Below are 13,195 nucleotides of genomic sequence, written 5' to 3'. Positions count from 1 at the left end.
CCTGGCAGCACGAGATGCCCCCGGGTCGCAGCGGCGCGGGTCCGGCCTGGGTTGGTTGGATGGGGGCGTGTCGAGCGATCCGGTCGTCGAGATGCACGGGGTGGACGTCGTCCGGGGGCAGACCCACCTGCTGCGCGGGGTCGACTGGACGGTCGAGGCGGACCAGCGCTGGGTGGTGCTCGGCCCCAACGGCGCGGGCAAGACGACGCTGCTGCAGCTGGCCGCGGCGCACCTCCACCCGACGCGGGGGACCGTCACGCTGCTCGGGGAGACCCTCGGCGCGGTCGACGTTTTCGAGCTGCGGCCGCGGATCGGGCTGACCAGCGCCGCGCTGGCGCAACGGATCGAGACCGGTGAACGCACCGGCGACGTCGTCCTCTCCGCCGGGTACGCCGTGGTCGGCCGCTGGCGAGAGCGCTACGACGTCCACGACCTCACCCGCGCGGCGATGCTCATGCAGCAGTGGGGCGTCGCCCCGATGGCGCACCGCCCGTTCGGCACGCTCAGCGAGGGAGAGCGCAAGCGGGCGCAGATCGCCCGTGCCCTCATGCCCGACCCGGAGCTGCTGCTGCTCGACGAGCCGGGCGCCGGCCTGGACCTCGGCGGCCGGGAGGACCTGGTGAGCCGGCTCTCCGACCTCGCCGGATACGCCTACGCCCCGGCCCAGGTGCTGGTGACCCACCACGTGGAGGAGATCCCGCCCGGTTACACGCACGCGCTGCTGCTGCGCGCCGGACAGGCAGTGGCGGCCGGACCGGTCGAGGAGGTGCTCACCCAGCAGGCGCTGTCGGAGACGTTCGGGCTGGCGCTGCGGGTGCAGCGCGCCGACGGGCGCTGGACCGCCCGCCGGGCCGCCTGAGCACGGCCCCCTGCGGTAGAAGGACTCGTCCTCCCCACCCCTCGCGAGCTCGGGGCGGTGCCCTGGACGAGGCCGGGAGGGCAGGGGGTCCTTATAGGGTGCGGCGACGACGTCGTCCACCCCAGGAGGTCCCCGTGGCAGAGCCGGAGTTCGTGACGCTGCAGATCGCCGACGGGGTGGGGACCATCCGCCTCGACCGGCCGAAGATGAACGCGATCGACCAGCAGCTGCACATGGAGGTGCGCGCCGCGGCGCTGGAGGCCGGGCAGCGCGAGGACGTGCGGGCCGTCGTCGTCTACGGCGGGGAGCGGGTGTTCGCCGCGGGCGCCGACATCAAGGCGATGTCCCGGCTCGACGGCGGCAGCATGGTGGCCTGGGGCCGGGAGCTGACCGACTCCTTCACCGCCGTCCAGGAGATCCCCAAGCCGGTCATCGCCGCGATCACCGGCTACGCGCTCGGTGGCGGCTACGAGCTGGCGTTGTGCGCGGACTTCCGGGTCATGGGCGCCGGCGCGAAGGTGGGCCAGCCGGAGATCCTGCTCGGTGTCATCCCCGGCGCGGGCGGTACCCAGCGCCTGGCCCGGCTGGTCGGACCGGCCCGGGCCAAGGACCTGGTCTTCACCGGCCGGCACGTCGGCGCCGAGGAGGCGCTGGAGATCGGGCTCGCCGACGCCGTCGTCCCCGACGCGGAGGTCTACGAGACGGCGGTCGCCATGGCCCGCAAGTTCGCCGCCGGCCCGCCGCTGGCGCTGGCCGCCGCCAAGCGGGCGATCGACGAGGGCCTGGACCGGCCGCTGCGCGAGGGCCTGGCGCTGGAGAGCCGGCTGTTCGCCGAGCTGTTCGACACCGAGGACCAGAAGACCGGCATGCGGTCCTTCCTCGAGCAGGGCCCGGGCAACGCCACCTTCACCGGGCGCTGACGCGGCCGGCCGGCGTGACCCTGGTCACCCGGGCCGCCGGCGGCGGAGCCGCTACGCGGCGGTAACGTCCACTATCGGAGCAGGCGGGCGCCGGCCCGCGATCCCGACCCCAGCGCGGAGGTAGGTCTGACGATGGACATCGTCGTTCTGGTCAAGCAGGTCCCCGATTCCGGGAGCGAGCGCAACCTGGACCCGGCGGACAACACCGTCGCCCGGGGGAGCGCGGACAACGTCGTCAACGAGATCGACGAGTACGCCGTCGAGGAGGCCCTGGTCCTCAAGGAGGCCCACGGTGGCGAGGTGACGGTGCTGACCGTCGGCCCGGAGTCGGCGTCGGACGCGATCCGCAAGGCGCTGTCGATGGGCGCGGACAAGGCCGTGCACGTGGTCGACGACGCCATCCACGGTTCCTGTGCGCCGCAGACGTCGGCGATCCTGGCCGCGGCGCTGGGGCAGATGTCCTACGACGTCGTGCTGTGCGGTGCGGAGTCCACCGACGGCCAGCTGTCGGTGATGCCGGCGCTGCTGGCCGAGCGGCTGGGCATTCCGCAGCTGTCGGGGGCCCGCAAGCTCACCGTGGAGGGCGGCGTGGCGCGGGTGGAGCGGCAGACCGACGGCGGCTACTGGGCGCTGGAGGCGCCGCTGCCGGCGATCGTGTCCACGTGGGACACCATCAACGAGCCGCGCTACCCCTCCTTCAAGGGGATCATGGCCGCCAAGAAGAAGCCGGTGGAGAAGAAGTCGCTGGCCGATCTCGGCGTCGACCCGGCCACCGTGGGGCTGGCGAGCGCGACCAGCCAGGTGCTCGACTTCTCCGGCCGTCCTCCGAAGGGCGCCGGTGTCAAGGTCACCGACGAGGGCGACGGCGCGACTGCGCTGGTCGACTTCCTGGCCGGCCAGAAGATCGTCTGACCCGGACCGAATCGAAGGAGAGGTAGTTCCCATGGCTGAGGTCCTGGTCCTCGTCGAGCTCAACCCGGCCGGTGAGGGTGTCCGCAAGACCACGCTGGAGGCGCTGACCGCCGCTCGCGCGCTCGGTGAGCCGTCCGCGGTCGTCGTCGGCGGCCCCGGCTCGGCCGCCGCGGCGAAGGCGCAGCTGGCCGAGTACGGTGCGGCGAAGGTCTACGTCGCCGAGTCCGAGGAGGTCGACCAGTTCCTGGTCGCCCCCAAGGCCGAGGTGCTCGCGCAGCTGGTCGCCGACAAGCAGCCCGCCGCGGTCGTCATCCCCTCCTCGCCGGAGGGCAAGGAGGTCGCCGGCCGGCTGGCCATCAAGACCGGCAGCGGCTTCCTCACCGACGTCACCGAGATCGCCGGTGACGGCACCGCGACGCAGGTGGCGTTCGCCGGGGCGACGATCGTGCACTCGAAGGTCACCGTCGGCACCCCGATCTACACCGTCCGCGGCAACTCGGTCACCCCGGAGCCGGCGCCGGCGGCCGCCGAGGAGGAGACCGTCGCGGTCTCCCTGTCGGAAGCCGCCAAGGCCACCCGGGTGGTCGACCGGGTGGTGGAGCAGCAGTCCTCCCGCCCGGAGCTGACCGAGGCGTCCATCGTCGTCTCCGGCGGTCGCGGCGTGGCCAGCGCGGAGAACTTCTCGATCATCGAGGCCCTGGCCGACTCCCTCGGTGCCGCGGTCGGCGCCTCGCGCGCCGCGGTCGACTCCGGCTACTACCCGCACACCTTCCAGGTGGGGCAGACCGGCAAGACCGTCAGCCCGCAGCTCTACATCGCCGTCGGCATCTCCGGGGCGATCCAGCACCGGGCCGGCATGCAGACCTCGAAGACCATCGTCGCGGTCAACAAGGACCCCGAGGCGCCGATCTTCGAGCTCGCCGACTTCGGCGTCGTGGGCGACCTGAACACCGTCGTCCCTCAGGCCACCGGGGCCATCTCCGCCCGCAAGGGCTGACCACACCACCCGCGCCGAGCGTCGGCCCCCACGTGGGGGCCGGCGCTCGGCGCGTTCCCGGGGCCCGCCCTCCGAGGTCCTGCGCCGCGACCCGTCGTCCCGCGCGACTACCCTGGCGCTGTGACCGCGCGTGCGAGGTCACGAGGGAGCACAGGATGACGGTCACATGGCCGACGAGCGCCAGCGAGGAGGCCAGGTGAGCTCGCCCGAGGCGGTCTACCTGGACCACGCGGCCACCACGCCGCTGCTCCCCGCGGTCCTGGCCGCGATGACCGAGCAGATGGGCCGCGTGGGCAACGCCTCCTCGCTGCACGCCAGCGGCCGCACCGCCCGCCGGGTCGCCGAGCAGTCGCGGGAGCGGCTGGCCGAGGCGCTGGGCGCCCGCCCCTCCGAGGTGCTGTTCACCGGCGGGGGCACCGAGAGTGACAACCTCGCCGTCAAGGGCCTGTTCTGGGCCCGGCGGGACGCCGACTCCCGTCGCCGGCGCATCGTGGTCAGCCCGGCCGAGCACCACGCCGTCCTGGACAGCGTCGAGTGGCTGGCCAAGCACGACGGCGCCGACGTCACCTGGCTGCCGGTCGAGCCGACCGGCCGGGTCACGCCCGAGGCGCTGCGCGCCGCGCTGGGGGACGGCGAGGACGTCGCCCTGGCCAGCGTCATGTGGGCGAACAACGAGATCGGCACGGTCAGCGACATCGCCGCCCTGGCCGAGGTGACGCACGCCGTCGACGTCCTGCTGCACACCGACGCCGTGCAGGCGATCGGGCAGGTGCCGGTCGACTTCGCCGCCAGCGGGGTCGACGCGCTGACCATGACCGGGCACAAGCTGGGCGGGCCGATGGGCGCCGGTGTCCTGCTGCTGCGCCGCGAGGCCGAGTGCACCCCGCTGCTGCACGGTGGCGGACAGGAGCGCGACGTCCGCTCCGGCACGCTCGACGTCGCGGCGATCGTCGGCCTGCAGGTGGCCACCACGGCCGCCGTCGCGACCCGGGAGGAGCGCGCCGACCGGCTGGCCGCGCTGCGCGACCGGCTGGTCGCCGGGGTGATGGCCCAGGTGCCCGACGCCCAGCTCAACGGCGCCCCGCTGGACGATGTCATCGGTGGGGCGGACCCGATCGGCGGCCCGGGGCGGCTGCCCGGCAACGCGCACCTGTCCTTCCCCGGCGCCGAGGGGGATGCACTGCTCATGCTGCTCGACGCCCGCGGCGTGGAGTGCTCCACCGGGTCGGCGTGCAGCGCCGGCGTCGCCCGGCCCAGCCACGTGCTGCTCGCCGTCGGGGCCGATCCCGACCGGGCCCGCAGCTCGCTGCGGTTCACGCTCGGGCACACCTCGACCGACGCCGACGTCGACGCCCTGCTCGCGGTCATCGGACCGGTCGTGGAGCGTGCCCGCCGGGCCGGGATGGGGCGGCGGTGATGCGGGTCCTCGCCGCGATGAGCGGGGGCGTGGACTCCGCGGTCGCCGCCGCCCTGGCCGTCGACGCCGGGCACGACGTCACCGGCGTCCACCTCGCGCTCTCCCCGGACCGGCAGACACTGCGCAGCGGCGCCCGCGGCTGCTGCAGCGTCGAGGACGCCCACGACGCCCGGCGCGTCGCCGACGAGCTCGGCATCCCGTTCTACGTCTGGGACCTCGCCGAGCGGTTCACGCAAGCCGTCGTCGAGGACTTCGTCGCCGAGTACGCCGCCGGGCGCACGCCCAACCCCTGCCTGCGCTGCAACGAGAAGATCAAGTTCTCGGCGGTGCTCGATCGGGCGCAGGCGCTGGGCTTCGGCGCGGTGGTCACCGGCCACCACGCCCGGCTGGCCGACGGCGAGCTGCGGCGGTCGGTCGACGCGGCCAAGGACCAGTCCTACGTGCTCGCCGTCCTCACCGCCGACCAGCTGGCCGGCGCGGTCTTCCCGCTGGGGTCGATGACCAAGCAGCGGGTCCGCGAGATCGCCGCCGAGCGCGGGTTCGCGGTGGCCACCAAGGCCGACTCGCACGACATCTGCTTCATCCCCGACGGCGACACCCGCGGCTTCCTCGCCCGGCGGCTCGGCGAGCAGCCCGGCCCGGTCGTCGACGCCGCCACCGGTGCGACCGTGGGGGAGCACTCCGGCGCCTACGGCTTCACCGTCGGCCAGCGGCGCGGGCTCGGCGTCGCCGTGGGTGACTCCCGTCCCCGGTACGTGCTCGGCATCGAGCCGGTGTCCCGCACGGTGACCATCGGCACCGCCGACCTCGCCGGGGTGGGCGAGGTCCGTACCGCCCCGCCGACCTGGACCGGCCCGGTGCCCGCGCTGCCGTTCCGCGCTGAGGTGCAGCTGCGGGCGCACGGCACCCCGGTGCCGTGCGAGGTGACGGCAGGGGAGGACGGCGGCCTGCGGCTGGTACTCGACAGCCGGCAGCGCGGGGTCGCCCCGGGGCAGTCGGCGGTGCTCTACGCCCCGGACGCCCGGCGCGGTGATCTCGTGCTGGGGCAGGGCACCGTGCTCGCCGCCGACCGCGCCGCCTGAAGAAGGACCCCGTCCTCCCCACTCCTCGCAGGCTCGGGGCGGTGCCCTGGACGGGGCCGGACGCGGGCTACCGTCGCGAGCGTGGCATCACCGATCGACCCCGCCCCACCGACCGGACCGTCCCCGGAGGAGGAGCCGGCGTTCGCGCCCCCGTCGTGGGGCCCGGCCACGGGGGTCGGATCGTTGCCCGGCGCCGACCCGGCCGAGGCGCTGCGGGTGGTGACCGGTGAGCTGCCGGACTTCGCCCACCTGCCCGAGCTGCCCGGACGCGGCGCCGGCGCGGACCTGATCGGCCGCAGCGCCGCCCTCCTGGTCGACCTGGCCGTCGAGCTGACGCCGGCCGGCTGGCGGCTGGTCCCGCGGACGGGGATCGACCAGCGCCGTGCCGAGGAGTTCCTGGCCCGTGACCTGGACGCCCTGCACGACGTCGCCGAGGCCTACACCGGCCCGTTCAAGGTGCAGGCCGCCGGCCCGTGGACGCTGGCCGCCGGCCTCGAGCGGACCCGCGGCGACCGCGCCGTCGTCGACCCCGGCGCGCGTCGCGATCTCGCCCAGTCGCTCACCGAGGGCCTCGCCGGACACGTCGCCGCCGTCGCCGCGCGGGTGCCCGGGGCACGGGTGGTCGTGCAGCTCGACGAGCCGTCGCTGCCCGCCGTCCTCCAGGGGGCGCTGCCCACCGCCAGCGGATGGGGCAAGCTGCCCGCCGTCGAGGCGCCCGTGGTGGAGCAGGAACTCGCCGCCGTCGTCCGCGCGCTGCCGGCGCCGGTGGTGGTGCACTGCTGCGCCGACCGGGCTCCGCTGGAGCTGTTCCGGTCCACCGGGGCGGACGCCGTCTCGTTCGACCTCGGGCTGGTGCAGGACCTCGATGCGCTCGGCACCGCGGTCGAGGCCGGCACGCACCTGCTCCCCGGCGTCGTCCCGGGCACCGACGCCCCGCTGCCCGCTCCCAAGGCGACCGCCTCCCGCCTGCAGGCGTGGTGGCGGGAGCTCGGCTTCGCCGCCGACCGGTTGCCCGGGGCGGTCACCCTCACGCCGGCCTGCGGGCTGGCCGGCGCCACGCCCGGCTACGCGCGGGCGGCGATGACCCACGTACGCGAGGCGGCGAGGTACCTGCTCCCCGAGTGACGCTGCGTCGGCGCGTCCATGCGCTGGGTGAGGCACACGGCCCTACGCTGCCGCGGTGCGCGAGCTCGCCATCCAAGGCATCCCCGTGTTCGTGGCCGACGGCCCACCGCCGCTCTCTGCCGGGCTGGTGTTCGGTGTCGGCCGCCGCGACGAGGACTTCGTCCGCGGCGGCATCACCCACCTCGTCGAGCACCTCGCGATGCGTGCGGTCGGGCGCACGACGGTCGAGGGGAACGCTTCGGTCGACCTGACCGCGACCGAGTTCACCGCCAGCGGGCCTCCGGACCGCGTGGCCGCCTTCCTGCGTGCGGTCTGCCTGGCGCTGGCGGACCTGCCCACCGAGCAGCTCGCGGTCGAAGCCGACGTCCTCCGCGCGGAGGGGGGAACGGTCGCCCCGCCTCCGGTCGCGGTGCTGCTCGGTGAGCTGTACGGCACCGCCGGTGCGGGGCTGGCATCGGCGAGAGAGCCCGCGCTGCGATCGCTGGACGCCGCAGCCGTGCGGGAGTGGGCGCGGAGCCACTTCGTCCGCGGCAACGCCGCCCTGTGGCTGTCGGGACCGGTGCCCGAAGGGCTCGAGCTCCCGCTCGCCGAGGGGCATGCTCCCGAGCGTGCGCCGCAGCACCGGCGGGCGCTCGCGACTCCTGCCTGGGGTCCGATGCCCCTCGAGGCGCACGTGGCGCTCGGGGCGGAGCTGCCGTCCCACCCGGCGCTGAGCGCCACGATCGGCATCCTCCGGACGCGGCTGGAGGACGAGCTGCGGCACCGCCGTGGCCTGGCCTACTCGGTGGACGCCGGCAAGCTGGGCATCGACCACGGCACCCGGGTGCTCGTGGTGACCAGCGACGTGCGTCCGGGTTCCGAGGCCATGGCTGCCCAGGTTCTCTGGCGGGAGGTGCACCGACTCGCCGACCAGGGGCCCACAGCGGCGGAGGTCGAGCAGGAGCGGGCCGAGCTCGAGGCCTACCTCGACGACCCCCGGTCGGACGTCGACGAGGCGTGCGCACTCGCCCACGCTGCGGTCACCGGGGTTCCGGCGAGCGGCGCGGAGGAACTGCGCAGCGACGCCGCCTCGCTGAGCGTGCAGTCCGTCCGCGAGCTGGCCTCCGCGCTCCGGGATGCCGCCGTCCTCCTCGTTCCGGGGGAGTCCGAGCTGCCGTGGGCCGACCTCCAGCGGCTGCCGGACTGGTCACCCGGCGTCGTCCCCGCCGGGAGGGTGTTCGCCCGCAGGCGCCTGCGTGGTGTACCCAAGGACGCCCGGCTGGTCGTGGGTGAGGACGGGGCGAGCCTCCTGCTCGGCGAGGACCGCCGGATCACCGTGCTGTGGCGGGACGCCGTCGGACTGGTGCGGCAGGCACCCGGGGAGTGGGCGCTGGTGGGTCGCGAGGGTCTCAGCCTCCCGCTGTCGGAGGACGACTGGCGCGACGGCGCCGAGGCCGTGGCGCTCGTACGAGCCGCGGTGCCGGTGGAGCTCCAGGTCGTCGACGACGACGCTCTCGACGACGGACTGCTGCTGCTCCGTGCTCCGGCCCACCGGGTGGCCGAGGCGGTGGCTCTGGGGAACCACGGCGCGAAGCTGGTGTCCAACGGAGAGTGGACCGCGGTGCTGGCCGACGGCGACCGGCCGGCCGAAGCCGTGGCCGGCGACCTGTCGGCCGTGGTCGGCCGTGGCACGACGGGGCTCGTGCTGCGGCGTACGCACGTCGATGTCGAGTACGTGCTGCTGCGCGGGGGGAAGGAGGTCGACCGGCACTGCTGGGGCATGCAGCCGGGCGATCCGCGGCTCCTGGCTCAGGCGACCGGTCGACCGGAGTCGGACACGGCGGCCCTGCTGGGAATGCACGGATCCCCAGCCGAGGTGGTGCAGCACGCCGTCGTCGTCCTCGGCCTGCCGCCCGAGGTCCCCGCACTCCTGGACGGCGTCGAGGAGGCCGAGGCACAGGAGGTCCAGGGGAAGGGGATCGCGGGCGGCTTCTACGCGTCGGTGCGGGGTGACTTCACCGCTCCCGAGGGCAGCGGTGGCGTGCTCGACCGCTGGCGGCGGCTGAGCGCCACCCGCCCCGGCTGGTACCGCGCGGTGAGCGCTCTGGGTGCGGTCCTCAGCGCGGTCGGGCTCTGGATCGCCCTGACGGCGACGGACCTGCCCGGCGGGTGGCGCCTCCTGACCGGCGTGCTCTGTGCCGTGGGACTGCTCAGCTGCCTGGGGGACGTCCGTCCGCCGCGGCGGCCCGATCCCGACCAGGTGCCGTCCCCGCGGGAGCGGACCCCGACCGGGTGACGGCGGGTTCGCCGTCGTACCCGCCGGATACCGTTCCGACGTGACCACCGACGCCGAGCCGGAGCCGCTGGCCGACGCCCCGCAGGTGGGGGCCGTGACCGAGCGGGAGGACGTCACCGAGGTCCCGGACGAGGCGCGCACCCGGCACCGGGACCTGGCCGAGGAGCTCGACCGGTACGCGTTCGCCTACTACGTGCAGGACGCGCCGCTGGTCAGCGACGGCCAGTACGACGAGCTCATGGCCGGGCTCGAGGCCATCGAGGCCGCGCACCCGGCGCTCGTCACGCCCGACTCCCCGAGCCAGAAGGTCAACGGCGGCTTCACCGCCACCTTCGCCCCGGTGAAGCACCTGGAGCGGATGCAGAGCCTGGACAACGCGTTCTCCGGCGACGAGCTCTCCGCCTGGGCCGCCCGGGTCGAGCGCGAGGTCGGCAGCGCGGCCGTCTACCTCTGCGAGCTCAAGGTGGACGGCGTCGCCGTGGCGCTGGTCTACGAGCGGGGCCGGCTGGTCCGCGCGGCGACCCGCGGCGACGGGGTGACGGGGGAGGACGTCACCGCCAACGTTCGCACGATGGCCGACGTCCCGCAGCAGCTCACCGGGGACGACGTCCCCGCGCTGCTCGAGGTGCGCGGCGAGATCTACTTCCCCGTCACCGCGTTCGCCGACGTCAACGCCGGGATGGTGGAGCAGGGCAAGGCGCCGTTCGCCAACCCGCGCAACGCCGCCGCGGGGTCGCTGCGGCAGAAGGATCCGCGGGTCACCGCCTCCCGTCCGCTGCGGCTGGTGGTGCACGGCCTCGGGGCGCGGGAGGCGTTCACGCCGGATCGGCAGTCCTCGGCCTATGCGCGGCTGCGCGAGCTCGGCCTGCCGGTGAGCGACCGGTTCGAGGTGGTCGACGACCTCGAGGGCGTGTGGGCCTACGTCGAGCGCTACCGCGAGCAGCGGCACTCCGTCGAGCACGAGATCGACGGCGTCGTGGTCAAGGTCGACCAGGTCGCCCTGCAGCGCCGGCTGGGCTCCACCTCGCGGGCGCCGCGCTGGGCGATCGCCTTCAAGTACCCGCCCGAGGAGGCCACCACCAAGCTGCTCGACATCCGGGTCAACGTCGGGCGCACCGGCCGGGTCACGCCGTTCGCCTTCATGGAGCCGGTGAAGGTCGCCGGGTCGACGGTGCAGCTGGCCACGCTGCACAACGCCAGCGAGGTCGAACGCAAGGGCGTGCTCGTCGGCGACACCGTCGTCATCCGCAAGGCCGGCGACGTGATCCCCGAGGTGCTCGGCCCAGTGGCCGCGGCGCGCACCGGTGACGAGCGCGAGTTCGTCATGCCGACGCACTGCCCGGAGTGCGGCACCGAGCTGCGGCCGGAGAAGGAGGGCGACGCCGACATCCGCTGTCCCAACGCCCGGTCCTGCCCCGCCCAGCTGCGGGAGCGGGTGTTCCACGTCGCCGGCCGGGGCGCCTTCGACATCGAGGTGCTCGGCTACGAGGCGGCCATCGCGCTGCTGGATGGCCACCTGCTGCAGGACGAGGGGGACGTCTTCACCCTCGACGAGGAGGCGCTGTGCCGCACCGCCTTCTTCACCAAGAAGGACGGCAGCCTCTCCGCCAACGGGCGCAAGCTGCTGGCGAACCTGCAGACCCGCAAGGACGTCCCACTCTGGCGGGTGCTCGTCGCGCTGTCCATCCGGCACGTCGGCCCGACGGCGGCGCAGGCACTGGCCCGCGACTTCCGCTCGCTCGACCGCATCGCCGAGGCGGGCGAGGAGGAGCTCGCGGCCGCCGACGGGGTGGGGCCGACCATCGCCCGGTCGGTCCGCGACTGGTTCGCCGTCGACTGGCACCGCGAGGTCGTGGAGAAGTGGCGCGCCGCCGGCGTGCGGATGGCCGACGAGGGCGAGGACGCCGGGCCGGGGCCGCTGACCGGCGTCACCGTCGTCGTCACCGGCTCGCTGCGCGACTTCAGCCGCGACCAGGCGATCGCCGCGATCCAGGAGCGCGGCGGCAAGGTGACCGGGTCGGTGAGCAAGAAGACCGGCTTCGTCGTCGTCGGGGCCGAGCCGGGCAGCAAGTACGACAAGGCGGTGCAGGTCAAGGCGCCCATCCTGGACGACGACGGCTTCCGGGTGCTCCTCGAGGAGGGGCCCGAGGCAGCCCGCGCCGTGGCGACGATCGGTGACGCCTGAAGGACCCTCTTTCCGAGCCCTTCGCAGGCTCAGAGCGCACGCCCGGAGAGGGCCGTGCCCTCAAGGGGGCCAGCGGGCTCAGCCCGGCTTGCGCCAGACCGACACGTGCGCGCGGCTCTCGGCCGTGAACGGCTGACGGTCCCAGCCACCCCAGCGCGCCTCGAGCTCCATCCCCGCCAACCGGGCCATGAGGTCGAGCTCGGCCGGCCACACGTACCGGAACGGGATCGAAGTGGCGCGCCACTGCCCGTCGGTCAGCACGTGGTGGTGGGGGACCAGTCGCTGCTGCGCGACGTCGTACTCGTCGAAGCCCAGTCGCGTGGGTGACACCAGGAAGGGCCGGGCGGTCTCCCCGGGCGGGAGTCGCCGGAGGTCGGGGACGCCGACCTCGACGACGAAGCGTTCGCCGGGCTCGAGGTGCCGGGCGACGTTCCTGAAACAGGCGACCTGCTCCTCCTGGGTCGTCAGGTTCATGATCGTGTTGAAGACCAGGCAGGCGAGGGCGAATGTCTCGTCCACCGAGGTGGCAGCGAAGTCGCCCATCGCCACGGGAATGCGTTCGGCGCCGGGCTTGACCCGCAGCTGCGCGACCATGTCCGAGGACAGGTCGATGCCGTGCACGCTGGTGCCGCGGGCGCTGAGTGGGAGGGCGATCCGGCCGGTCCCGATGCCCAGTTCCAGAGCGGCGCCCGTCCCGGCGAGGTCGGTGAGGAGGTCGACCACCGGATCGACCACCGCGGGGACGAAGGTCTCGGCCGCGGATTCGTCGTAGCGCTCCGCGATCCATCCCGTGAAGTGGTCGACGGCCATCCGCGCACTGTGCCGACGAACCGGCGCGGCTGCCACCGGGTTCCCCGCCGGTGGGCGAAACCCGACCGGCACGCTTCCCTCAGGCGCGTTATGTGGGTTGTCTTACGCAACGGTGAGGTCGGCCAGGCAGGTGCGTAGCAGGGTGTGCGCGGCGATGGTGGCGGCGGTGCGGGTGAGCAGTCCCCAGAAGTTGTGTGCGCCGTGCCGGGCCAGGTCCATCCGGTCGGTCAGTAGGGCGGTGGGGTGGTGACGGCGGTGAGACCCGACGGTGTGGTGACCGTCAGTGTGCCGTCGGGGTCGAGGGTGTGGGTCCAGCCCGGCGCCTGGTGCTTTCCGCGATGGTCACCGGTGCAGTAGCCGGCCAGGTTGGCCGCACTGGTCTCACCCCCGGCGGCGTACGGCCGGTGGTGGTCGAGCTCGCCGGCCGTGGGCACCCAGCGGCGGCAGCCGGGAAACCTACACCGCCGATCCCGCGCCCGGCCGGTGCGGTCCAGTGCGGCACCGGGCCCGTAGCCCTCAGTCGGGCCGGGGGCGCGCAGCCCGGGCCGGCCGGTCAGGTCGTGGGTGCACGCCTCGGGCCGGCGCCGGCAGGCGCGGGCGCCGCAGTGCGCGG

At 74.5% G+C, this 13,195-nt stretch carries 11 protein-coding genes; 9 read left to right on the top strand and 2 right to left on the bottom strand.

The genetic code is table 11. The annotated features are described in order from the left end of the window. Positions 1-67: 67 nt before the first annotated feature. From E4P41_RS05130 to ligA, 9 genes are all read left to right on the top strand, one after another. Positions 68-859: an ABC transporter ATP-binding protein gene (locus E4P41_RS05130; protein ID WP_245177117.1), complete on the top strand. Its 792-nt coding sequence runs from the start codon at positions 68-70 to the stop codon at positions 857-859. Between the two features lie 134 nt (positions 860-993). Further along, the gene (locus tag E4P41_RS05125; protein WP_135139855.1) at positions 994-1,779 is read left to right on the top strand and encodes an enoyl-CoA hydratase-related protein; all 786 of its coding nucleotides are present in this window, start codon (positions 994-996) and stop codon (positions 1,777-1,779) included. A 132-nt stretch (positions 1,780-1,911) separates the two neighbouring features. Beyond that, positions 1,912-2,691 carry an electron transfer flavoprotein subunit beta/FixA family protein gene (locus E4P41_RS05120; protein ID WP_135139854.1) on the top strand — a complete coding sequence of 260 codons (780 nt, stop codon included), beginning with the start codon at positions 1,912-1,914 and terminating at the stop codon, positions 2,689-2,691. A gap of 31 nt (positions 2,692-2,722) precedes the next feature. After that, positions 2,723-3,688: an electron transfer flavoprotein subunit alpha/FixB family protein gene (locus E4P41_RS05115; protein ID WP_135139853.1), complete on the top strand. Its 966-nt coding sequence runs from the start codon at positions 2,723-2,725 to the stop codon at positions 3,686-3,688. Positions 3,689-3,884: 196 nt separating this feature from the next. Next, entirely contained in the window at positions 3,885-5,105 is a 1,221-nt protein-coding gene (locus E4P41_RS05110) for a cysteine desulfurase family protein (RefSeq protein WP_209307552.1), read from the top strand. Next, positions 5,105-6,187 carry a tRNA 2-thiouridine(34) synthase MnmA gene (gene mnmA, locus E4P41_RS05105; protein WP_135139895.1) on the top strand — a complete coding sequence of 361 codons (1,083 nt, stop codon included), beginning with the start codon at positions 5,105-5,107 and terminating at the stop codon, positions 6,185-6,187. Before E4P41_RS05110 ends, mnmA begins: the two co-directional genes overlap by 1 nt. An 81-nt stretch (positions 6,188-6,268) precedes the next feature. Continuing rightward, the gene (locus tag E4P41_RS05100) at positions 6,269-7,312 is read left to right on the top strand and encodes a methionine synthase (RefSeq protein ID WP_135139851.1); all 1,044 of its coding nucleotides are present in this window, start codon (positions 6,269-6,271) and stop codon (positions 7,310-7,312) included. 55 nt (positions 7,313-7,367) lie between these two features. Further along, positions 7,368-9,587, top strand: coding sequence for an insulinase family protein (locus E4P41_RS05095; protein WP_135139850.1), 2,220 nt, complete (start codon positions 7,368-7,370; stop codon positions 9,585-9,587). 40 nt (positions 9,588-9,627) lie between these two features. Then, complete coding sequence (ligA, locus tag E4P41_RS05090) at positions 9,628-11,772, top strand: NAD-dependent DNA ligase LigA (RefSeq protein ID WP_135139849.1); 2,145 nt, start codon at positions 9,628-9,630, stop codon at positions 11,770-11,772. 78 nt (positions 11,773-11,850) lie between these two features. On the opposite strand, the gene E4P41_RS05085 is transcribed toward ligA, so the two are convergent. Both E4P41_RS05085 and E4P41_RS05080 read right to left on the bottom strand, forming a co-directional pair. After that, the gene (locus E4P41_RS05085) at positions 11,851-12,582 is read right to left on the bottom strand and encodes a class I SAM-dependent methyltransferase (protein ID WP_135139848.1); all 732 of its coding nucleotides are present in this window, start codon (positions 12,580-12,582) and stop codon (positions 11,851-11,853) included. 227 nt (positions 12,583-12,809) lie between these two features. Beyond that, the coding region (locus E4P41_RS05080) for an HNH endonuclease signature motif containing protein (RefSeq protein ID WP_135139847.1) at positions 12,810-13,195 on the bottom strand (386 nt) is incomplete at its 5' end.

It is taken from the genome of Geodermatophilus sp. DF01-2 (assembly GCF_004571065.1).
Classification (GTDB): Bacteria; Actinomycetota; Actinomycetes; order Mycobacteriales; family Geodermatophilaceae; genus Geodermatophilus.
The sequence above is the reverse complement of the archived record's forward strand: the minus strand, read 5'-3'. Positions and strand labels throughout refer to the sequence as shown.

Coding starts and splice junctions, on each gene's coding strand:
- E4P41_RS05120 (WP_135139854.1), top strand. CDS start 1,912: ATGGACATCGTCGTTCTGGTCAAGCAGGTCCCCGATTCCGGGAGCGAG.
- E4P41_RS05115 (WP_135139853.1), top strand. CDS start 2,723: ATGGCTGAGGTCCTGGTCCTCGTCGAGCTCAACCCGGCCGGTGAGGGT.
- mnmA (WP_135139895.1), top strand. CDS start 5,105: ATGCGGGTCCTCGCCGCGATGAGCGGGGGCGTGGACTCCGCGGTCGCC.
- E4P41_RS05085 (WP_135139848.1), bottom strand. CDS start 12,582: ATGGCCGTCGACCACTTCACGGGATGGATCGCGGAGCGCTACGACGAA.